Genomic DNA, 22038 nt, shown 5'->3' with positions numbered 1-22038 from the left:
GGCGGGGTGCGCCGTGGGTAGATCGGGGCGCCCCCTCAGGCGCAGGAATGCAAGTGTGTGGTGCATGAATGTGGTCTTTTGCAAAAGTGAATGACGAATGCATATTTGCAAAGAGCGGGCCAACCTGGAAGACTCAACAAATCAGGGGGTTTACAAGCATGCCGGGTGATACTTACCCTGAATGGTCATGGTGATTGATACCATTCAAGGGTAATGAATACCCATGATGCTGCCGCCTGGCTGGTCGACCTGACCACCGAACTGCCCTCCAACCTGCGCCTGCAGCGCCTCATCGGTGGCCTGCGCGCACACTTCCGCTGCGGAGCCGTGGCCTTGCTGCGCCTGGAGGAAGGCCACCTGCAACCGCTGGTGGTGGATGGGCTGGTGAGCGAATCGCTGGGACGCCGCTTTGCCGTGGACCAGCATCCCCGGCTGGCGGCCATTCTGGCGCGCGGTGAAGTCACCTCCTTTGACCACGACAGCCAACTCCCCGACCCCTATGACGGTCTGCTCGACACCCTGGTGGGCGAGCCGCTACCGGTGCACGATTGCATGGGTATCGCGCTGCGTGTGGACGGGCGGCCCTGGGGCTTGCTCACGTTAGACGCACTGCAGACGGGCACCTTCGACGCCGCGGCGCGCGCCTCGCTGGCCCGATGCGCCGTGCACGTGGAGGCTGCCGTGCGCGTCACCCGGCTGGAGCAGCAGGTGCACGCGCTGAGCCGCGCTTCCAGCCTGCACCTGATCGAGCCCGCCGACGAGCAGCTCCTGCGCTCTGCGCTGGACGACAGTGAAATCCTGGGCCAAAGCGAGGCCCTGCTGCGCCTGCTGGAAGAGGTGAAGGTGGTGGCCAGCTCCGACCTGCCCGTGCTCCTGCTGGGCGAAACGGGTGTCGGCAAGGAGCTGTTTGCGCGCTTTCTTCACCGTCATTCAACGCGCCAGGACAAGCCGCTGGTGCATGTGAATTGCGCAGCGCTGCCCGAGTCGCTGGCCGAAAGTGAACTGTTCGGTCACCGTCGTGGCGCCTTTTCTGGCGCGGTGACGGACCGGCCCGGGCGGTTTGAGGCGGCCGAGGGCGGAACCCTGTTTCTGGACGAAGTGGGCGAACTGCCCTTGCCGGTGCAGGCCAAGCTGCTGCGCACGCTGCAGAACGGCGAAATCCAGCGCCTGGGCGCCGACGAACCCCGGCGCGTGAACGTGCGCGTGGTGGCCGCCACCAACCGCAGCCTGCGCGAGCTTGTGCGCGACGGCAGCTTTCGTGCCGACCTGTACCACCGCCTCTCGGTGTATCCCGTGCCCATCCCGCCGCTGCGCGAGCGCGGCGACGACGTGCTGCTGCTGGCAGGGCGCTTTCTGGAACTCAACCGCGCCCGCCTGGGCGTGCGCAGCCTGCGCCTATCAGCCAACGCACAAAGCGCACTGCGCCACTATCACTGGCCAGGCAATGTCCGCGAGCTGGAGCATGTGATCAGCCGCGCCGCCCTCAAGGCCCTGAGCCGCGGCGCAAGCCGCAATGACATTGTCACGCTGGAACCCGCGTTGCTGGACCTGGACGCCCAACAGCCCTCACCGGGCGCCGCAACACCGGTCGCGGCATTCCCAGCAATCCCACCCGCGCGGACCTTTCCCTTCATGCCTTTCACGCCCCATGGTCCCATACCTCTGCGCCAAGCGCTGGACGCCTGCCAGCGCCAGACCATCGAAGCGGCTCTGGCCCGCCATCGCGGTCAGTGGGCCGGCGCCGCGCGCGAGCTGGAGATGGACCCCAGCAACCTACACAAGCTGGCCAAGCGGCTAGGGATGAAAGCATGACGCATCGGCTGCGGGTCGAGACGGTCGACCAGGCGGAAATCGCTCTCTGAACTGCTCGACCAGCTCGCGGATGCGCACCCTTTGATGCGGGCAGCCGCGCAGCACATCTGCACGCGCAAGCTGTCGTCGGTGTACCCGGCAAGTCGCATGGATACCCCTAAAGAGTCACCAAGCTTGCTTCTTGCCAGTCGTTTTGGATATAAGATTCATTTCATGTGAATCTTATAAAGTTTGCAGATGCACCCAACGGTTCCTGCAACGCCCACACACCATGTCCGCCTCCATCTTGCATGCCCAGCCGACTGAGCCCTTCGCCACGCCACAGCCCCCGGGCTGGCCGTTTCTGAGGCTGGGATTCAGACCCTTTTACCTGGGGGCTGCGTCGTTTGCGCTGCTGTCGATTCCCCTCTGGGTGGCGCTGTTCCTGGGCCAGTGGACCCTCACGATGGCGTTACCACCGCTGCTCTGGCACGCACACGAAATGCTGTTCGGCTTTGCGATCGCGGTCATCCTGGGCTTCTTGCTGACCGCGGTCAAAGCCTGGACGGGACTGGTCACACCGCGCGGCGCCTTTCTGGGGGCCCTTGCCCTGTTGTGGCTGGCAGCCCGGGTGGCCGCCGTGACCGGGCCTTATGCGGTGTACGCCGTGCTGGACCTGGCGCTGCTGCCCCTGGTGGCCGCGGTGCTCACCCTCATCCTGCTGCGCGGGCGCAACAGGCGCAACCTGCCAATCGCGGGGATGCTGATGCTGCTCGCCGTGGCCAACGGCTTCTTTCATCTGGGGGTGCTTGGCGTCCTCAAGATCTCCCCGCTCACACCGTTGTACGCAGCCCTGGGCCTGATCGTGATGATCGAGTGCGTGATCGCGGGCCGGGTGATTCCGGCCTTCACCATGAGCGCGACCCCGGGCCTGAAGCTCAAGGTGCGTGCGCCGGTGGACCGCGCCGCGCTGGCGCTCACCGCGCTGGCCTTGCTGCTGTGGATCTTTGCGCCGGCCGCAGCCAGCTGGAACATGGTCGGTGGCCTGGTCTTGTCGCTCGCCGCAGTGGCCCAGCTGGTGAGGTTGATGCAGTGGCGGCCTGCGTTGACGCGGCACCGCCCGATCCTGTGGATCCTGCACGTCTCCTACGCCTGGATTCCCCTCGGCCTGGCTCTGCTGGCTGCGGCCCGGTTCGGCTGGGTGGGCGTTTCAGCCGGCGTGCACGCGCTGGCAATCGGCGCCACCGCCGGACTCATCATCGGCATGATGACCCGCACCGCCCGCGGCCACACGGGGCGCGCGCTGAAGGTGGCGCGCCCGGAGATCGCCGCCTACGTGCTCGTGATGCTGGCGGTCGCGGTGCGCGTGCTGCTGCCACTGGCCGTACCGCAATGGCTGCCACTGGCTTTGGTGCTGTCTGCAGCGGCCTGGTCTGTGGCTTTTGCCATCTACCTCTTCATCTACACCCCCTGGCTGCTCAAGACGCGCGTCGACGGCAAGGACGGCTGACGCTCTTTTTTTCATCCCTCTCCGCTTTTCGACTCTTTCCCATTCGCCCATCTCAGGAGCTGTCATGAACACCACCCCTCCCGCCCCCACCGTGGACCTTCGCACCACGCCTCCTCACGAACGCCACGCGCTGGTCTTTTCCACCTTCAAAGCCTTGCCACCCGGCGCGGCCATGGAACTCATCAACGACCACAACCCACGGCCACTGCGTGGGCAGTTCGAGAGCGGTCTCTACGGCGCCTTCACCTGGACCCCGCTGGAAAACGGACCCGAACAATGGCGCATCCAGATCGCCAAACCGGTCGAGAGCAAGCCGGTGCACGGCGTGGACGCCTGCTGCGGGTCCTGCGGCGGCTAGGGCCTGCACCATGACCTTTGTGGTGACCGAATCGTGCATCCGGTGCAAATACACCGATTGCGTCGACGTCTGCCCGGTCGACGCGTTTCGAGAGGGACCGAACTTCCTGGTGATCGACCCCGCCGAGTGCATCGACTGCGCCGTCTGTGTCCCGGAGTGCCCGGTCTCGGCAATCTACGCCGAGGATGACGTTCCCAAGGACCAGCGGGATTTCACGCCGCTCAATGCAGAGTTGGCGCTTCTGTGGAAGCCAATCACCCGGACCAAGGCCGCGCTGCCCGATGCCGGCGCATGGAGCACGGTTCAGGACAAACGCGACCAGCTCGAACGCTGAAACCATCCCTGGAACAAACCACACCTGATTTGTCGTTCCAGCCTTTGGGCCAAGCGGGCTTGCATGCACCGGGACCCTAGATGGTCAACGGCGCAGGGTTGACGGCAACCGCAGGGTCAGGCCTGCGGCCAAACAGCCGACCGAACCATTGCGCCACATCATCGACCAGCGTGAACACGGCCGGGATCACCAGCAGGCTCAGGAAGGTCGACGTGATCAGCCCGCCGATCACTGCCACCGCCATCGGAGAACGGAAACTGCTATCGGCCGCACCCCAGCCAATGGCAATGGGGAGCATGCCGGCGCCCATGGCGATGGTGGTCATCACGATCGGGCGCGCGCGTTTGTGACACGCGTCCAGAATCGCGTCCAGCCGGTTCATGCCGTGCTCACGCCGCGCCTCGATGGCGTATTCCACCAGCAGGATGGAGTTCTTGGTCGCCACGCCCATCAGCATGATCAAGCCGATCAGCGATGGCATGGAGAAGCTCTTGCCAGTCAACAGCAAGGCCACAAACGCACCGCCCAGCGACAACGGCAGCGCCGCCAGGATGGTGACCGGATGGAGGAACGCCTTGAACAGCAGCACCAACACGATGTAGATGCACAGCACCCCCGTCAGCATGGCAAGACCAAAGCTGGCAAACAGCTCACCCTGCACCTCGGCGTCACCGATCTCGAGCACCGACACGCCTGCCGGCAGATTGCGCAGGCTCGGCAGCTTCTCCACCGCGGTCTTCATGTCACCCAGGGCAATGCCGGCGAGCTCCACCTCGAAGTTGATGTTGCGCGCGCGGTCGTAGCGGTCGATGACGGCCGGGCCACCACCGAAGGTGAGCGTGGCCACCTGACCCAGCATCACCGGGCCCTTGCTGCCAGGAACGGCCAGTCGTTCCAGGGCTTGCAGGTCTTGGCGGGCAGCCGCATCCAGCTTGACCACGATGGGAATCTGCCGCTGCGGCAGGTTCATCTTGGGCAAGGCGTTGTCGTAGTCACCCACCGTGGCGATGCGCAAGGTCTCGGCAATGGCACTGCTGGTCACGCCCATTTCGGCTGCACGAGCCAGGTCGGGCGTGACACTGATCTCGGTGCGTACGAGCGCAGCTGTGGACTGGATGCTGCCTACGCCGGCGATGGTGCGCAGGTCGCGCTCCACGGCAGTGGCAGCGGTCTGCATCGAGGCAGCGTCGTTGCCCGTGAGTGTCAGGATGTACTTCTCACCGGAGCCCCCCAGGCCCACCTTGCTTCGCACACCGGGCAGGTTGGACATGGTGTCGCGCAGCTGGTTCTCGATCACCTGCTTGCGCGGGCGGGTGCCGCGTGCGTCGAGCTGAATGGTCAGCGCCGCCTTGCGCGATTCGGCCGCGCCCTGTGGCGCGAACGGGTCGCTGCCGGCAGAGCCCGAGCCGATGGTGGTGTAGACCGATTTCACGTGCGGCACAGCCGTCACCAGCAGACGCGCCCGCTCGGCCGTGTCAATGGTCTGCTGCAAGGTGGTACCCGGTGGCAGCTCGATGTAGACCTGCGTCTGCGAGTTGTCGTCGGCCGGAATGAAACCCTGTGGCAGCAAAGGAATCAGCATGAGCGAGCCGACAAAGAACAGACCTGCACCGATCATGGTGATCCAGCGGTGACGGATGCACCAGGCGGCCCAACCCCGGTAGGTGTTGAGCCACGCCGGTTCTTCCTGGTTGGTCATCCAGCGCCATATACCCCCCGTCACCCGGTTGCTGCGTGCCCATGTCGGCATGTCCTTGGCGGTCACCACCGGCTTGAGCAAGTAAGCGGCCATCATGGGCGTGAGCGCGCGAGCCACCACCAGGGAGGCAAACACCGCGAATGAAGCCGTCCAGCCAAATTGCTTAAAAAACTTGCCTGGAATGCCGGCCATGAAAGCCGTGGGCAGGAACACCGCGATCAGCGTGAAGGTGGTGGCGATCACGGCCAGGCCGATCTCGTCGGCCGCTTCCATCGAAGCCTGGTACGGCGTTTTTCCCATGCGCATGTGGCGCACGATGTTCTCCACCTCAACGATGGCATCGTCCACCAGAATGCCGATCACCAGTGACATGGCCAGCAGCGTCACCACATTGATGGTGAAGCCCATGTAATGCATGCCGATGAACGCAGGAATGGCCGACAGTGGAAGGGCCACAGCTGAGACCACAGTGGCTCGGAAGTCGCGCAGGAACAGCCACACCACCAGCACCGCCAGAATGGCGCCCTCGTAGAGCAGCGTCATCGAGCCGTCGAACTCTTCCTTGACCGGGGTCACAAAGTCGAACGACTCGGTGATGCGCAGGTCTGGCCTGGCCTCCTGCAGCGTCTTGAGCTTGGCGCGCACGCCGTCGCCCACCTCGATTTCGCTCGCGCCTCTGCTGCGCGCCACCTCGAAGCCCACCACGGGCTTGCCATCCAGAAAGGCCGCCGCCGTAGGCTCGGCCACCGTGTCCTTGACCTCGGCAATCTGGTCCAACCGGATGCTGCGCCCATCGGACAACGAGAGCTCAAGACGGGCAATTTCTTCCGCCGACTGCAGGGATGAGAGCGTGCGCAGCGGCTGCTGGCTGCCGCCCAGATCCACCCGGCCCCCCGCACTTTCGATCTGCACCCTGGCGAGCTGGCGCGAGATGTCGGATGCGGTGGTGTTGAGCGCCTGCAGCTTGAGTGGGTCCAGCAGCACCTGCACTTCGCGGTCGACACCGCCCACACGATTGATCGCGCCCACGCCCCGCACCGAGAGCAGCAACTTGGCGATGTCGTTGTCGACAAACCATGACAGCGCTTCAGCGTCCATCTTGTCGGAGGCCACCGTATAGGCCAGCACCGCCCCCCCAGCCAGCTCGATCTTGTTGATGATGGGTTCGCGCAGATCGGTGGGCAGGTCACCGCGCACCTTGGCCACCGCCGAACGCACGTCGTCCAGTGCTTCCTGTGTGTTCTTCTCAATGATGAACTCGGCCGTGATGGAGACCGTGCCGTCCTGCACCTTGGTGTAGATGTGCTTCAGTCCCTGCAATGAAGCCAGGCCGTTTTCGATGATGCGCGCGACATCGTTTTCCAACTGGTTGGGCGATGCCCCGGGCAGCGAGGCCAGCACGGTGATGTTGGGCACATCCAGGTCGGGGAAGTTCTGCACCTTCATCTGCTTGAAGGAGAACAGGCCCGCCAGCGTGAGCATGACGAACAGCATCGCCGCCGGGATCGGGTTGCGGATGGACCAGGCAGATACGTTCATATCGGTTCTCCCCCACCCCCGAAGCGCCTCTGGCGCCTCCCCCTCAAGGGGGCAACACCTGCGGCCTGGCAAAGCCAGTTCCGCGGTGTTCCTGGATTAAGTCCGCCTCGCTCGAAGCGTTTCATGCTTGAAGGTAGAGCGTTCATTGCACAACTTTCACAAGATCCGCTTCGTTCAAAAAGCCCGCGCCCTGCACCGCCACGGCTTCTTCTGGCTTCAGGCCTTCCAGCACCTCCACACGTTCCGCCACGCGACGCCCCGTCTGCACCTTGCGCTGGTTCGCCTTGTTCTGCTCGTCGATCACGAACACGTAGTTGCTGCCGTCGCGCACCACGATGGACTGGCTGTCGACCGTGAGCGAATCGCTTTCTCCGAGGTCAAAGCTGCCCTTGGCAAACGTGCCGGCCTTCAGCTCGGCGTGGCGCGGCAGGTCCACGAACACCAGGATGTTGCGCGTTTGCGGGTCTGCACTGGGCGCGATCGCGCGCACCTGTCCGTCGATCTCCAGCCCGGTGGCCGCCGTCACCTGCACCTTCTGGCCAATCCGGATCCGGCCCACCTCGCTGGGCGTGACCTCGCCGCGCCACTCCATGCGGCTCTGGCGGATCATGCGGAAGAGCTCCTGCCCGGCGCCCACCACGGCGCCCACGGTGGCGCCGCGCGCGGAGATCACACCGTCATCGGGGGCGAGCACGCGGGTGTTGCCCAGGCGCACCTCGGTGGCGCCAAAGGCAGCCTTGGCCGCCTCCCACTGCGCGCGGGCCACTTTTTCCTGCGTGAGGTACTGCGCCATCTGGGATTTCGACAGTGCGCCCGTGTCCTGGATCGAACGCGCGCGGTCGGCTTCGGCCTTGGCGTTTTCAAAGCTCGCCTCGGCCTGCATCAGGTTGGCCTGGCTCTGCAGGCTGTCGGCCTTGGTGGTTTCGTTGGCGAACACGGCCAACACCTGGCCTTTGCGAACCACATCGCCCACATTCACGCTGACCGAAGCCAGCCGCAGGCCGCTGACCTCTGCACCCACGCTGGCTTCCTGCCAGGCGGTGATGTTGCCGTTGGCCTGCAGGCGAATGGGCAGGCTGCTGCGCACCGGCTTGGCCACCGTGACGGTGAGCGAGGGCTTGGGTGCAGCATCCTCCGGGGCCTCAGTGGTTTCGGCAGACGTGGCAGGCCGCTTGATGAAGACCCCGGCCACCACAACCAGGACCAAGGCCAGGGCCACCCATGGCCAGCGTTTTCGGGACGGAGAGGAAGCTGCGTTCATGATGGTTCTCTGATGGCGTCGGAAGGGTTCACCGGATCGAAGCCGCCGCCCACGGCGACGTAGAGCTGGATCCAGGCGTTGATGCGTTCCTGTTGCAGCGCGACGGCGCTGCTGTCGGTGTTGAGCTTGAGGCGGCGCGCCTCTTCCAGCTCGTTCAGGTTGGCCAGGCCCGCGCGGTACCGGGCCTCCGTTGCCTGCAGCGACTGGCCGTAGCCAGCCACAGCCACCTCGCTGGCTGCCTCACGTTCGCGAAGACCAGAGAGCGTGACCAAGGCCTGCTCCACCTCGGCCACGGCTTGGCGCAAGGTGGCGGCATAGGCAACTTTGGCCGCTTCATAGCGCGCCACCGAACTGTCCGCCTGAGACTGCAGCGCCTCACGCCCCACCAGAGGAAAACTCAGCGAGATGGGGCCGATGGACCAGGTGTTGAAGCTGACCTCTGTGCCGCCGCCAGAGAGGCGGTTGCGCAGCACGCTGCCCGAGAGCGACAAGCTGGGCAGCAAGGCGGCCCGTGCCACGCCCACGTCTTCGCTGGCGGCCACGAGTTCGCGCTGCGCGCGGTACACATCCGGCCGCTGCCGGATCACCTCGGCCGGCACGGCGTTCACCGACAGCATGCGATCCATCTGGGGCGACTGCAACAAGGCCTGAAGGTCTGGCGCTTGCGCCAAACGCTGTCGCACCTCGGGTTCTGGAATGGCGGTGAGCGCCGTGAGTGACTTCAATTGCCGCTCGCAGGCTTCGTCCTGTTGCCGGTAGCGCGCCGAACCTTCGGCGCCACTGGCGCGGGCCAACGCAGCCACGGCCGGTGCCGTCAGCCCGGCACGCTCTGAAATGGCATTGTTCTCAGCGGTGATGGCGCGGGAGTCGCGGTCACGCTCGGCCACGGCCAGCTGCGCCTGGCAAAGCCGTTGCCCGAAATACAACTGCGCGAGCTCAGATGCCACCAGCACACGGGCTTCATGCCAGCCTGCGTTGGCGGCTTCCTGCTGAGCCTGCGCACTGCCCCGGCGCGCCGGCGCCTCGCCCCACAAACCCACGGCCCACGAGGCTTGCAAGCCAGCCCCCAAAGCGGTGCCCAGCGGCACCGTGGGGTCGGTGATGCCACGGCTGGCGTTGGCCACGGCGCTCAGTTGCGGGTTGTTCTGGGCGTCGGCACCAGCACGCGCCGCCCGGGCGGCGAAGACCTGCGCACGCGCAGCAGCAACGGTCGGGCTCTGCGTCTGGGCGCGGGCGATCCAGTCGGTGAGCACGGGGTCTTCGAAACGGCCCCACCAGGCGGTGAGCTGCTCCGGGCTGCCCTGGTGTGCCACTGGGGATGCGTACCAGGTGGCAGGCAATTCCACGGATACGTCGGCCGGCGGCTTGGTCACGCTGCACGCGCTCAACACCGCCGCGCTGACCGCCGCGGCAAGCAATCGGTTCATGAGAAGGGGGTCCCTGAAGGTTTGGTGATCCGGAACGAGACTCTATTCGATCTGGCGCGCCGAACATTTCAATATTTTTCAGAGCGGTTTCGTTTTTTGACAACTCAGCGTCACCATGCAGGGCGGGCCATGTCGATTTGGCTTGCCCCCGTTCGTCGTGGAGATACGGGGTGCCCATCAGCGGGCGCGCTGACCGATCAACCTCACAGGAGTGAAGACATGTCATACATTGATGGTTTCGTGATCGCGGTCCCCACCGCCAACAAGCAGAAGTTCATCGAGCACGCGCGCCAGTTCGACCCAATATTCATCGAACTGGGCGCCATCCGTGTGATCGAGGGTTGGGGCGACGACGTTCCCGACGGCAAGGTCACCGACTTCCGCCGCGCGGTCCAGGCCACGGCCGACGAGACAGTGGCCTTTTCGTGGGTCGAGTGGCCGGACAAGGCCACGCGCGACGCCGGCATGAAGAAGATGATGGAAGACCCGCGCATGGACCCGTCCACACCCGGCAACCCGCCCATGCCCTTCGACGGCAAACGCATGATCTTCGGCGGCTTCGAACAGGTGGTCGAAGTGAAGGCTTGAGCAGCGAGAAAGGCACCCGTCGTGGACGTGCCACGCGAGTGCCCTCTTTGCGCTCAAGCACCAGCCGGCTTCAAAGTGAAATAGAAGGTCGCACCCTTGCCCACTTCGGCCTCGGCCCAGATCCGGCCGCCATGTCGGGCAATGATGCGCTGGACATTGGCAAGGCCGACGCCTGTGCCTTCGAACTCATCGGCCCGATGCAGCCGCTGGAACACGCCGAACAGCTTGTCTGCGTATTGCATGTCGAATCCGGCACCGTTGTCGCGCACAAACACGACGATGCGGCCATCTTCTTCACCTGCGGTGCCCATCTCGATCCGCGCCGGGTCGCGGTGGCGGGTGTACTTGACCGCGTTGCTCAGCAGGTTGACCAGCGCCTGCTTGAGCATTGCCGTGTCGCCTGCCACCGTGGACAAAGGAAGAATGTTCCAGGTGATATTGCGTCCCTGCGTTTCTGGCTCCAGCGTGGCCACCACCTCCTGTGCCAGATCGCCCAGATCCACCCGCGCTTCGCGCATGTCGGCCAGTTTCATGCGGGAGAACTCGAGCAGATCGTCGATGAGTTGCCCCATCTGCCGGCTGGCCTCGGCAATCACCTTGAGGTAGCGCCGCTGCTCCTCGCCGAGCTGCTCACCAAGATCCCCGGCCAACATCTGCACATAGCCGTTGATGTGGCGCAGCGGTGCGCGCAAGTCGTGCGAAACCGAATAGGAAAACGATTCCAGCTCCTTGTTGGCGTCGTCAAGCTCGGCGGCCCGTTGCGCCAGTGCCGCGTTCAGCCTGAGGATCTCCCGCTCCCGCTCCTTCTGTTCGGTGACGTCCTCGGAAATGCCCAGCAGATAGCGGGCGCGGCCGTGCTCGTCGAGGATGGGGATTTTTTTGGTGTGCAACTGCCGAATGCCCTTTTCCCGGGTCCTGATCGGCTCTTCGGGAATGTCTTCCACCGTGCCTGCTTCCAGGGCTTGGTGGTCCTTGGCGGTAAAACGATCCGCCTGGTCCCTGGGAAAGAGGTCATGGTCGTTCTTGCCCAGGAACTCCGAACGGGAGTAGCCCAGCAGTTGTTCGCCGGCGCGGTTCAGGCGCACAAAACGCAGATCGACGGCATCCTTGACGAAAACCATGTCGGGAATGTTCTCGATCACCGAATCCAGGAACTGGTTCGCCGCCACCAGTTCGGAAGAACTCTTCTCCAGCGCTTCCCGGATTCGGCTCAATTCCCTGTTGCGCTGGATGGCGGCGTCGTAGGTGGACAGCAGCAGGTTGAGGATCTGCAAACGGCCGGCGGTGATGAAATGCCGCTGGCCGTTGAAATAGATCTCCACGCCCATGCCTGCATCTTCCGGACGGCGCATCTGGTGATTGATGACCGCGTAGCGCACGCGATCGAGCAGATAGCGTTCGTCATAGGGTTTGAGGACGAAGTTGTCGGCCCCACACTCCAGACCGCGGATCACGTCCTGGGGATCGGACATCGTTGTGACGAGGATCACCGGGATGTCGCCGAGCCCGGTGCTCGCCTTGACGCGGCGGGAAAGTTCGTAGCCGTCCATCTCCGGCATGACCACGTCGCTGATGATCAGCGCCGGCTGGAATTGCGGCGCCATTTCCAGGGCCACGCGGCCGTTGGCGGCCACACGCACTTCGTAGCCTTGCTGCTCAAGAATATGCCGCAACCGCTGGGCTTGGGTGGGGCTGTCTTCTGCGATCAGGACTCTTGCAGGGTCTTGCTCGACCCTTGAATGGGAATCGGCCATTTCAGTTCCTCACTTTGTCGCTTTTGTTATTGACCAACGAAACCAGCGCGGCAGCAATCTTGTCGGCGGGCAACACATGCGTCACGCCCTCCAGGGCGATGGCTTCACCCGCCATGCCGTGCACGATCGAGCTTTCGCTGTCCTGTGCAATCGTGATCGCGCCCTTGTCCCGCATCAGCTTCAGCTCTGCTGCACCGTCCTTGCCCATGCCGGTGAGCAGCACGCCCAGGGCGTTCGGGCCGTATGTCTTGGCCAGCGAGCGGAACAGGAACGATACCGCTGGCCGCATGCCGTTCTCCGGTTCCTCTCGCGTGAGGATGATCTGGCCACTTTTACCGATGCCCATGTGGAAATCGTCGGGGGCCAGATACACGTGCCCCGGCAGGGGCTGGGTGCCGTAGGCGCCGATATGGACCTGCAGACCGGAGGTCTGCCTCAGCCATTCGGCCATGCCGGTCAGAAAGCCGCGCGCGATGTGTTGCACGATGAGGACCGGCGCAGGGAAATCCCTTGGCAATGCGGCGAGCACGGATTGCAGCACCGGCGGCCCGCCCGTGGAGGTGCCGATGCCGACGAGCTTGATCTCCGCGGGAGCGCGCTGCCATGGCGCGGCGCGGGTTGCTGGGGCGGGTGCCTGCCGTGAGCGCTTCAGGCGGCGCACGACCTTGACCTCGGACATCAGCTTGACGGTTTGCAGGAGGTTCGCGGCATTGGTTTCGAACTGCACATGGCCGCTGCCGACCGGTTTCTCGATACAGGCCACCGCCCCGGCCTCCAGCGAGCGGAAGATGATGTCCAGGTCCTTGGGGTCGGCGACGGCGCTGCAGATCACGATCGGCAGCGGCTGCGTTTCCATGATCTGGCGAGTGGCCTCAAAGCCGTCCAGCCTGGGCATGTACAGGTCCATGAGCACGACGTCGGGCTGGTTCTTCAGAACGAAATCCACAGCGGCCTGGCCGTCGCCCACCGCACCCACGACGCGGATCTGCGGGTCGGATTCGAGCAGGTGCACCAGGAACATGCGCGTCACCGCAAAGTCCTCGGCCACCAGCACATCGATCTTGCCTTCGGTCATGAAAGTCTGCTCGTTTGACTGTCCGTTGTCTGGCCCTCTCACTCCCGCCTGCGGGATTGAGAGGGTGCTTCACCCTTCGCTTGAGGCGTCGTCCTAAATCAGCCGTCTCACTGCCTCCAGCAAATGGTTTTGATCAAAATTGCCCTTGACGATGTAGGCGTTGGCGCCGACGTCGATGCCGCGCTCGCGATCCTCCCGCGTTTCCAGCGCCGTCACCAGCACCACCGGAAGCTCGGCGAGTCGCCGGTCGGCGCGGATCTTCGCGGTCAGATCGAAGCCGTTGAGGCGCGGCATTTCCACGTCGGAGACCACCAGGTCGAAATCTTCCGCCCGCAACAGGGTGAAGGCGTCCAGGCCATCCACCGCGGTCTTCACGTGGTAGTCCGCCGATTCCAGGATGGTCTTGAGCAGCATGCGCGAGGTGATCGAATCCTCGACGATCAGAATGCGACGGGTCTTGTCGGGCACGGCAGCGCTGATGGGGCCGGCCAGCGCCGCGGTACCCGATACCTTGCGGGCGGACTTGAGCAGGTCCGCCACATTCAGGATGGGTGCGATCAGCCCGGATCCGAGCACGGTCGCGCCGGCGATGTTGCGCACGCGCAAAAGCGGTTTGCGCAGGGGTTTGACCAGCACTTCCTGTTCACCCATCACCGCATCCACGGCGAACGCCACGCGTTGCTCGCCACTGCCAAGAACCAGGATCGCTCCCCCGCCGGGGACCAGGTCTTGCCGTTCCACCGGCGGCTGCGCCAGGGCATCGGCCAGGCGCACCAGGGCGACGGCGCGCCCGTCGAAGGCAATGGTTTCGCGGCCTCCAACGGTCTGGATGTCTTCGGACCTTGCACGGATCACGCGCTCCACCTGCAAGGTCGGCACCACCAGATGCTGCCCGGCCGCTTCGACCAGGATGCCGCGAAAGATCGCCCGTGTCGCGGGCACCACGATGCGGAAGGTGGTGCCGAGGCCCGGATGGCTCTCGACCGAAACCTCTCCGCCGAGTTTTTCGGTTTTCTCGCGCACGATCGCCAGTCCCAACCCGCGCCCGGACAAGGGCGTGATGATCGGACTGGTGGACACATCGGAGCGGAACACCAGCGCCAGCGCTTCGGCTTCGCCAAGCCGCTCGGCCTCTTCCGGCGAAATCAGGCCGTGTGTGACGGCCGAGGACTTGACCTTGAAGGTGTCGATGCCCGCTCCATCGTCGGACAGCTGCAATTGAACCTTGTTGCCATTGAGCTGGTTCACGGCGAGCGTGATGGCCGCCCGGGCCGGTTTGCCGCGACGCGTGCGTTCGGCCGGCGTTTCGATGCCGTGATCAATGCAGTTGCGCAGCAGGTGCACCAGGGGGTCCTTCATCTCCTCCAGGATGCGCTTGTCAATTTCAACGTCCTCGCCCTGGATGCTCAGGTCGGCCTCCTTGCCCTGGTCGCGGCAGAGATCGCGCACCAGCTTCCGCAGCGGGGCCGAGATCGCCGCGAAAGGCAGCAGAAGCAGCTGCTTGGCGTCCTCCAGCAGATCGTCCACGAGCTTGCCAATGGCATGGCGGTCCTGCTTCGCGGTCCGGCCCAGGGCCTCCGTCCGGCTCTCCACCGTCTCCAGGTAGTCCATGCTCCAGTCAAAGAAGTCCAGCAAACGCATCCACCCTGGAGCAGACCGCTGCGCCTCATCGGCGAACGCCCGCTCGCACGACTGTCGCAGCTGGCGTGCCTCAGGTTCGACCGCCGTCCAGGCCTTTCGCCAGTCGCCGAAACGCCCGGTCAGTTCTTGCAAGTCGGCCGCCCGCTGGCCGGCATTCAACTTTGCAATGAGCATTTCCTCCGATTCCAGCAACAGGGTTTCCAGCTTGGCCACGGCGATGCGCACCGTTTCCTGGCCTGCGGGTTCTTCCGTTGCGGGAGAAGTCCGCAGCGGCGCGGTCTGGGGCGGGGCCGCAGCTTCCGGCGCCGTGCTGGCTGCGGGCATCGCCTCAGTGGAAAACGCCTTGTCGCTCCGCGGAGCCTGCGAGGTGTCCGCCTGGCGCAGAGACTGGCGCAGCGAGACCAGATCTGGTGATGCGCCCCGGCCCACCGAGCCATCGGGCGCGGCAAGCGCGGCCGAGATCGCGTCGAGGGTGCGGTGCAGCGTGTCCAGCGCAGCAGACGACGGCGAGCTGTCCCGCCGTTTCCAGGACGCGAACACGTCTTCCAGCAATTGGCACAGTGACTCGATTTCGACGTGGTCCACCGCACGGGCGGCACCCTTCAAGCTGTGCGCCGCGCGGAACACCGTTTCAACGGTCTTGCCCTGGGCCTCGGGCGCAGAGGTTTTCTCCAGGTCCAGCAAGCCGGCCCCGATCGCCTGCAAATGTTCGCCGGCTTCGACCTTGAAGGTCGCGCGAAGCTGGTGGAGGAACGCCTCGTCTTTGGGAGTCATGACAGGTAAGCTGGGACGGGACCCTAAACTTTGTAGCGTTCGACCATGAATTTGAGCCGCTGGCCCAGTTCGTTGAGATTGCTTGCAGCGGTCTCCAGTTGCTTGGCGCTGGCCACGTTCTGGGCAGCGGCCTGCTTGATGCTTTCCATCGCGCCGGCGACTTGACCCACGCCCACCAGTTGCTGCTGGCTGGAGGCAGCGATCTGGGTGGCCGCCTGTGCTGCTTCATTGACACTGCTCGCCAAGGCCTGGATCGAGTCGCCTGCGGCTTCGGTCTGGCGGGTGCCCGCTTCCACGGCCTTGCCGCCTTCCTCGGTCGCCATCACTGCCGCGCCGGTGGCTTTCTGGATGTCGCCGAGGATGGTGCGCACCTGGTTGGTGGCCTGGCGCGACTGCTCGGCCAGACTCTTGACCTCCTGCGCCACCACGCCGAAGCCCTTGCCGTGTTCACCCGCCTTGGCCGCCTCGATGGCGGCGTTCACCGCTAGCAGGTTGGACTGCGTGGCCAGATCTTCCACCGTGGCGATGATCTGGCCGATGGCCTGGCCCTGCTCGGAAAGGCGCATCATGGCGGCCGAAATCGCATCCATCTGCTGGCGGATGCGGTTCATGCCGTTGGTGACGTCTTCGGCCGCCTTGCGCCCATCGCTGGAAATCTGCGCCGCTTTCTGCGCGTTGTCAGAGACCTGCCTGGCCTTCTGGCTTGCCACTTGCGCGGTCTGCCGCACTTCTTCCACCGTGGTGGTGGTCTCGCTGACCGCCGCCGCCGATTCACTGGCGCTGGAGGCCAACTGGCTGGTCGAGGCGACAATCTCGCTGGCCGAGGCGCCCAGCACGCTCGCCCCTTCCACCAGCCCCTGAATCTGCGCCCGCAGATCCTCGGACATGCGGGCGAAGGCGTTGCCGAGCACGTCTTCGGCGGATTGAGGTTTGACGGTGGTACGCAGATCACCGGCGGCGATCTGCGCGGCTGCGTCGGCCATGGTGCGCAGCGACTGCGTCATGCGCTCGAACGCCTGCGCCAGCACGCCCACTTCGTCGTTTCGGGTGTCCGCCGGCAGCTTCGCGCTGAGATCACCCACGGTGATCCGATCGGCCACTGCGGTCAACTGCTGGAGCGGCCGTGCGATGTTGCCCGTGATCAGGAACCCGGCCAGCATCGCCAGCGCCAGCGCGGTGAGGGTGCCGAAGAAGATGATGCTTTTCGCATGCTCACCATCGTCGTCGGCGGCCGTCGCACGCTGGGCGAGTCGCTCTTCTTCGTCGGCTCTCATCTGGTCGATCCATTCACGGATCTGATCCGTGGCCGCCTTGCCCCGGCCGGTCTGGATGAGTTCAAGGGCGGGCTGCGCGCCCTGGGTGCGGCGCAGCTCGATCGCCTGGTTGGCCAGGTCGATCCGGCTCTTGACCAGCGGCTCCAGGGCATCGAGACGCTGTTCCTGGCGCGGGTTGCCTGCGATCAGGCTTCGGAGTTCCTGCAGGCTCGGGGCCACCCTGTTCACCGCAGCCAGATACGGCTCCAGGTAACTTTCCTCGCCCATCAGCGCAAAGCTGCGCGATCCGATCTCGATGTCCTTGAGCAAGGACAGCGCCTCATCGAGATGCCTCAGCACTTCATATGTGTGCTGCCGCAAATCCGATGTCTCGATCAACTGGGTCGTGCTGCGGTAAGAGGTCATCCCCACCAGCACAAACACGGCCAATGCGAGGCCGAACCCGGTGGCGATCTTGGTTCCGACATTCCATTTCATGGCGCAGTCCTCCCTTGCTTGTCCGCGTTCAACGATCAATGTTCAACTGTCCGCATCCTGATGCACCAGGATATCCGGGTCCGTCAGAATCCGGTCGATGTCGAGCACCACCAGGCGCTCGGCAGTGATGCCCTTCAGATAGTGCGCACCGATCCCGGTGAAAGTGGGCGGCGGCGGTTGCACGCTCTGGGCCGCAATGGTGAGCACACCCTCGCCAACATCCGCCAGCAGGCCGAGTTCGAGATCGTTGCCACCGACAAGAATGATGCGGTGCAGATCGGTCAAGCCGCTTTCTGGCGGGCCGAAGAATTTCCGGATGTCGTACACCGGCACGATGCGGCCGCGCACGTTGACGATGCCCAGAATGAACGGCGGCGTGGAGGGTAGCGGCGTCAGATGCTTCAACGGATGGACCCCTCGCACGTAGCGGGTTTCCAGTGCGTAGCGTTCCCGGGCCAAGTGGAATTCCAGCAACTCAAGCGGCGCTTCTGGGGAGGGCGTGCTTTCCGGTGGACGCGCCAGCGCCTGTGCGCGGGCACGCAGGATCTGTCTGGCCTCGGCTGTGGATGCCGGCGGCGAAAGAGCGTCGGCCCCGTCGGTCATTTTGAAGTGTCCATGCAGATCACCGAATGGATGGTTTCAGCAAGCTGGCCGGCGGTGAGGCCGTCCGCCTCGGGCATCGGGTCTTCTGGCTGGCATGTGCGCAGCAGATGCAGGGCGTTGGCGAAGTGCTTGTCGGCCTCGCGAGGCTTTCCATGACCGCGCTCAAGATGGCCCAGGGCAACATGCGCCAGAACAAAACCGGGGTCGAGATAGAGCGCTCGCTGCAGCGAGGTGCGCGCCTGCGCGGCATCACCTTGCTCCAGGAGGGCCACTGCGCGCAGGTAGTGTGCGGCGGCGTCCAGCTTGTCGGCAGCGATCCAGCGCTCGCACCAGATCAGCGCATCCGCCAGCTTGCCCTGGTTGGCCAGTGCACGCGCCAGCAAGGCACAGGCCGCCGGTTCGGGCACGCGCCGTGCAGACAGGGTGAGCAAGGTGTCTACCACCTCGCCATAGCGGCCCTCGCGATAGAGCAACGCCGCCACAGCCAATGAATCCTGCGCCGCCGTCGCCACCGGATCGCTCGGTGCTGAGGGCAAGGCTGCTTCGACCTCAGGAAAAAATAACGCCGGCGCCGGGCTGGGCGCCGCCACAGGGGGTTCCGGTGGACGCAGGACCGCGTCTTTCTGAAACAGGATCGCCCCCGGAAAATTCACCGCCGTGAATTGCGGAAACAAGGCCTTCGACGCTTCGGTCGGACTGACCGCCAGCCAGCCGCCTTCGACCAGCGCGTGGCGAAGCTTGCCAATCACCTTGCCCATCTGCGGCGGCGTGAAGTACATCAGCACATTGCGACAGAAGATCACATCCATCGCATGGACGTCGATGGCCATGGAGGGCTGGATATCGTCCACCAGATTCTGATGCGCAAAGCGCACCAGCCGCTGGATCGCCGGTGCGATGGCGTAGCGTCCGTCTTCAGTGCGCTTGAAATAACGCGACCTGAGCCAGGCCGGTGCCCCGCGGAAAGACCAGTCGCCGTAGATGCCCGCAGCGGCCTTGTTCAAAGAGTGCGCGTTGATGTCGGTGGCGGTGATGGTGATGTGCCAATCCGCCAGATCCGGCAGCAATTCATGCAACAGGATCGCCAGCGAATACGGCTCCTCGCCGCTGCTGCAGGCCGCACACCAGAAGCGCAAGCGCCGTTCGCCAGCACGCCGTTCGAGGATCAATGGGGGCAGGATGTGTTCGGCCAGGGCGTCCAGTGTGGGCTGGTCCCGGAAGAAATAGGTTTCGCCGATAGTGAGATGGTTCGCCAGCACCTGCAGTGGTACCTGGGTCGGTGGTGCCGACAACAGCCAGTCGATGCATGTCGCAGGGTCCCTGAAACCGAATTCCTGCGCCGCACCGGACAGGCCCCGCTGCAGGTCGTCCCATCGCTCGATGGGGAAGTGCAGACCCATGCTGCTGGCGATGAATTCGCTGAGTCGCGACCACTGCTTGACTTGGACTGGCGCCGCCATCATGGGTCGCACGCCATGGCCGCGTCAAGAGCGCGCGCCTCATCCATTGAGAGAAATTTTTCCAGGTCCTGAATCAGGATCAGGCCATCGTCGAGTTTCACCACGCCCTGCAGATGTTCAGTGCCGGGGAGGATGTCTGCGGCGCCCACCAACTGCTGATCTGTGTAGGTGATCACCCCGATCACGGCGTCGACCACCAAGGCGACGGGCCGCCGTGTCGTGTGGGCGACAATCATTTCATCACTCAGGGTGGGCTCGCGCCAGGGAAGGCGGAACCGGTGGCGAAGGTTCACGACCGGCACCAGCCTGCTGTGCACATTGATGAGCCCGAGGACAATCGCGGGCGCTTCGGGTAACGGGGTGATCTCCACAAGGCGCGTGGCGCGCTCCACCGAGGCCAGCGGCAGGCCGTAGCGCTGGTCGTCAAGGATGAAGACGACAAGCTGATGCGGTGTTTCCATCGACTTCATGGAGTGCCCGTTCAACATCAAATTCAAACGCAGGCGCCTCGTGAAAACACGGGCAGCCGGCATCGCGTGAATTTCAATCCCCCCGGAGTAACGTGGCTCCGACAATCACTTGCACCGGCAGTGTATAGCCAAAGAAAAAGTGCCGCTCGTTCTTTGGCCAGCCCCCTTTGCGCCGAAGAACAGGCTCAGAAACGGCGGCAAGGTTTCGCCGAATTCGAAACAAGCGGAACCTCGGCCTCAGGGTCTGACTGAGCGGCACACCCCCAAGGCCTATCGAACCCAACGTGATCTCGACTGCATTGTCAATACCCTCCTTCGCCACAGTGCCTTCCTGCGGTGCCTGCGGGGCTTGAGGGAATTCGGCGTTTAACCTAGCCATTCGAGAATTGAAGCGGGAGATGGCTCATGGATACGTGCGTGCGACACCACCGCATTGCGGTCGACCAAGTGGATACGTTCTATCGCGAAGCAGGCCCGACCAGTGCACCGGTCCTGTTGCTTCCGCATGGGTACCCATGCTCTTCCTATGAATTCCGCAACCTGTTGCCGCGCCTGGCCGATCGCTGGCGGCTGATCGCGCCGGACTACCCGGGCGCCGGGTACAGCGACACGCCTGAGGCGTTCGACTACAGCTTCGACGGCTACGCCGAGTTCCTGGACCGCTTCGTGCGTGAACTCGGCTTGAATCGTTTCGCGCTCTATCTGCACGTTTTCGGTTCTCCCATCGGAGCCCGGCTGGCCATTCGGGCGCCTGAGCGCATTGTGGCTCTCATCATCCAGAACGGCGACATTCCCTATGAGGATGCGCTGGGTCCCAAGTACGCCGAGATCGAGAAGACCTGGGCGCTTCCGGCCGCCGAGATGCGCGCGGCACTGGCTGAATCGATCCGTGAAGAGACGTTCAAGGAAGAGTTTCTGAACGCGGTCGGGTCAGAACTTGCGGATCGGATTCCTCCCGACTTATGGAAACTTCACTGGTCGCTGATGACGCCGAGGCGGCGGGACATCGCGGTCAACCTGATCGCAAGCCTGAAGGAGAACCGCGCCTGGTTTCCGCAACACCGTAATTACCTCAGCACGCATCGCCCGCCCACCCTGATCATTTGGGGACCGCACGATGGCTACATGCCGGAGAAGTCGGCCCGCGCCTACCTGCGTGACCTGCCCGACGCCGAACTGCACTTGCTCGACGGCGGCCACTGGTTGCTGGAGACCCACCTTGATGAGGTGGTGGCGCTTGTTCGCGACTTCCTCGTGCGTGTTCACCCGCATTCTGCATAGCCGGTCCCGGTCCGCTTCCAACCAGACCAGCTTTATTCCTCTCGGTCACTTTTGATCGTCGGGAATAAAGATGGTCGGGCTTTACCTAATGTGCCTGAGTTGGGGAATGTCCTCTGATGTTGTCGGGCACCCCACTCGCGATAATGCATTCGAACGACAGAGGAATAAAGATGGTCGGGGTTCGTCACATCTCTCCTGAGATAGCAGCTCAATCACCCGGCGGATTCAAGTCTGAAGATGGCATGGTCCGCCCACCTACAGCGCTGCTGAAATGAGGCTGCCATCGGTCGACGGTGGGACCTCGCAGATACGGCATCCGAGTGCCAAAGTGGAGGTTCTTGCAACCACTTGATCTGGAGGCCCCGCCATGCAATCTACTGCAAGTCTGCCCGTCATTGGTCTGGATCTGGCCAAGTCCGTCTTCCAGCTGCACATCGTCGATATGCAGACTGGTGAAATCCAGCGTCGCCAGATCAAGCGCGCCAAGCTCACCGAGTTCTTCGCCAAGTGCCAGCGCAGCCTGGTTGCGATGGAGGCGTGCGGCACAGCCCACCACTGGGCGCGGGTGATCAGTTCCCTGGGGCACCAGGTCAAGCTGCTGCCTGCCCAGCACGTCAAGGCCTTCTAGCTGCGCGACAAGACCGACGCCATGGACGCGCAAGCAATCTGGGTGGCCGCTCAACAGCCGCACCTCAAGCCCGTGCCTGTCAAGACGGAGCGCC

Annotated in this window: 16 protein-coding genes and 1 pseudogene; 7 read left to right on the top strand and 10 right to left on the bottom strand. The window is 64.2% G+C overall.

Annotation, left to right across the window (positions count from 1 at the left end; genetic code table 11):
* The first annotated feature begins 213 nt into the window (after positions 1 to 213).
* The 4 genes from norR to fdxA all read left to right on the top strand — a co-directional run bounded on the left by norR (position 214) and on the right by fdxA (position 3993).
* Entirely contained in the window at positions 214 to 1812 is a 1599-nt protein-coding gene (gene norR / locus J2W49_RS10205; RefSeq protein ID WP_310315270.1) for a nitric oxide reductase transcriptional regulator NorR, read from the top strand.
* Positions 1813 to 2083: 271 nt separating this feature from the next.
* Positions 2084 to 3301 carry an NnrS family protein gene (locus tag J2W49_RS10200; RefSeq protein ID WP_310315266.1) on the top strand — a complete coding sequence of 406 codons (1218 nt, stop codon included), beginning with the start codon at positions 2084 to 2086 and terminating at the stop codon, positions 3299 to 3301.
* A 64-nt stretch (positions 3302 to 3365) separates the two neighbouring features.
* Positions 3366 to 3659 carry a DUF2249 domain-containing protein gene (locus J2W49_RS10195; RefSeq protein WP_310315263.1) on the top strand — a complete coding sequence of 98 codons (294 nt, stop codon included), beginning with the start codon at positions 3366 to 3368 and terminating at the stop codon, positions 3657 to 3659.
* A gap of 10 nt (positions 3660 to 3669) precedes the next feature.
* A complete protein-coding gene (fdxA, locus tag J2W49_RS10190) occupies positions 3670 to 3993 on the top strand; it encodes a ferredoxin FdxA (RefSeq protein ID WP_310315261.1) in 324 nt (107 codons plus the stop codon).
* Positions 3994 to 4069: 76 nt separating this feature from the next.
* On the opposite strand, the gene J2W49_RS10185 is transcribed toward fdxA, so the two are convergent.
* The 3 genes from J2W49_RS10185 to J2W49_RS10175 form a co-directional block, all read right to left on the bottom strand.
* Positions 4070 to 7231, bottom strand: a complete 3162-nt coding sequence (locus J2W49_RS10185; RefSeq protein ID WP_310315258.1) for an efflux RND transporter permease subunit — start codon at positions 7229 to 7231, stop codon at positions 4070 to 4072.
* Positions 7232 to 7373: 142 nt separating this feature from the next.
* Positions 7374 to 8492 carry an efflux RND transporter periplasmic adaptor subunit gene (locus J2W49_RS10180; RefSeq protein WP_310315255.1) on the bottom strand — a complete coding sequence of 373 codons (1119 nt, stop codon included), beginning with the start codon at positions 8490 to 8492 and terminating at the stop codon, positions 7374 to 7376.
* Entirely contained in the window at positions 8489 to 9919 is a 1431-nt protein-coding gene (locus J2W49_RS10175; RefSeq protein WP_310315252.1) for an efflux transporter outer membrane subunit, read from the bottom strand. Before J2W49_RS10175 ends, J2W49_RS10180 begins: the two co-directional genes overlap by 4 nt.
* A gap of 219 nt (positions 9920 to 10138) precedes the next feature.
* Between J2W49_RS10175 and J2W49_RS10170 the strand changes: the two genes are divergently transcribed.
* Positions 10139 to 10507, top strand: a complete 369-nt coding sequence (locus J2W49_RS10170) for a DUF1428 domain-containing protein (RefSeq protein ID WP_310315249.1) — start codon at positions 10139 to 10141, stop codon at positions 10505 to 10507.
* A 53-nt stretch (positions 10508 to 10560) separates the two neighbouring features.
* Here J2W49_RS10170 and J2W49_RS10165 read toward each other — a convergent pair whose 3' ends face one another.
* The 7 genes from J2W49_RS10165 to J2W49_RS10135 form a co-directional block, all read right to left on the bottom strand.
* A complete protein-coding gene (locus J2W49_RS10165) occupies positions 10561 to 12261 on the bottom strand; it encodes a response regulator (protein WP_310315246.1) in 1701 nt (566 codons plus the stop codon).
* 1 nt (position 12262) lies between these two features.
* The gene (cheB, locus tag J2W49_RS10160; protein ID WP_310315243.1) at positions 12263 to 13315 is read right to left on the bottom strand and encodes a chemotaxis-specific protein-glutamate methyltransferase CheB; all 1053 of its coding nucleotides are present in this window, start codon (positions 13313 to 13315) and stop codon (positions 12263 to 12265) included.
* A 114-nt stretch (positions 13316 to 13429) separates the two neighbouring features.
* Positions 13430 to 15751 (bottom strand): hybrid sensor histidine kinase/response regulator, encoded by a 2322-nt coding sequence (locus J2W49_RS10155; protein ID WP_310315240.1) that lies wholly within the window; start codon positions 15749 to 15751, stop codon positions 13430 to 13432.
* 23 nt (positions 15752 to 15774) lie between these two features.
* A complete protein-coding gene (locus J2W49_RS10150) occupies positions 15775 to 17502 on the bottom strand; it encodes a methyl-accepting chemotaxis protein (RefSeq protein WP_310315238.1) in 1728 nt (575 codons plus the stop codon).
* Between the two features lie 42 nt (positions 17503 to 17544).
* Complete coding sequence (locus tag J2W49_RS10145; protein WP_310315235.1) at positions 17545 to 18105, bottom strand: chemotaxis protein CheW; 561 nt, start codon at positions 18103 to 18105, stop codon at positions 17545 to 17547.
* A complete protein-coding gene (locus J2W49_RS10140; RefSeq protein ID WP_310315232.1) occupies positions 18102 to 19568 on the bottom strand; it encodes a CheR family methyltransferase in 1467 nt (488 codons plus the stop codon). Before J2W49_RS10140 ends, J2W49_RS10145 begins: the two co-directional genes overlap by 4 nt.
* Complete coding sequence (locus J2W49_RS10135; RefSeq protein WP_310315230.1) at positions 19565 to 20035, bottom strand: chemotaxis protein CheW; 471 nt, start codon at positions 20033 to 20035, stop codon at positions 19565 to 19567. Before J2W49_RS10135 ends, J2W49_RS10140 begins: the two co-directional genes overlap by 4 nt.
* A gap of 405 nt (positions 20036 to 20440) precedes the next feature.
* On the opposite strand from J2W49_RS10135, the gene J2W49_RS10130 reads away from it, so the two are divergent.
* Both J2W49_RS10130 and J2W49_RS10125 read left to right on the top strand, forming a co-directional pair.
* Positions 20441 to 21316 carry an alpha/beta fold hydrolase gene (locus J2W49_RS10130; protein ID WP_405001007.1) on the top strand — a complete coding sequence of 292 codons (876 nt, stop codon included), beginning with the start codon at positions 20441 to 20443 and terminating at the stop codon, positions 21314 to 21316.
* Between the two features lie 367 nt (positions 21317 to 21683).
* A pseudogene (locus tag J2W49_RS10125) lies at positions 21684 to 22038 on the top strand (IS110 family transposase); the annotation flags it as partial.

This window comes from Hydrogenophaga palleronii (assembly GCF_031457455.1).
Lineage (GTDB): Bacteria > Pseudomonadota > Gammaproteobacteria > Burkholderiales > Burkholderiaceae_C > Hydrogenophaga > Hydrogenophaga palleronii_A.
Note: the sequence above shows the minus strand (reverse complement) of the source record. Positions and strands in the feature narration are given on the sequence as shown.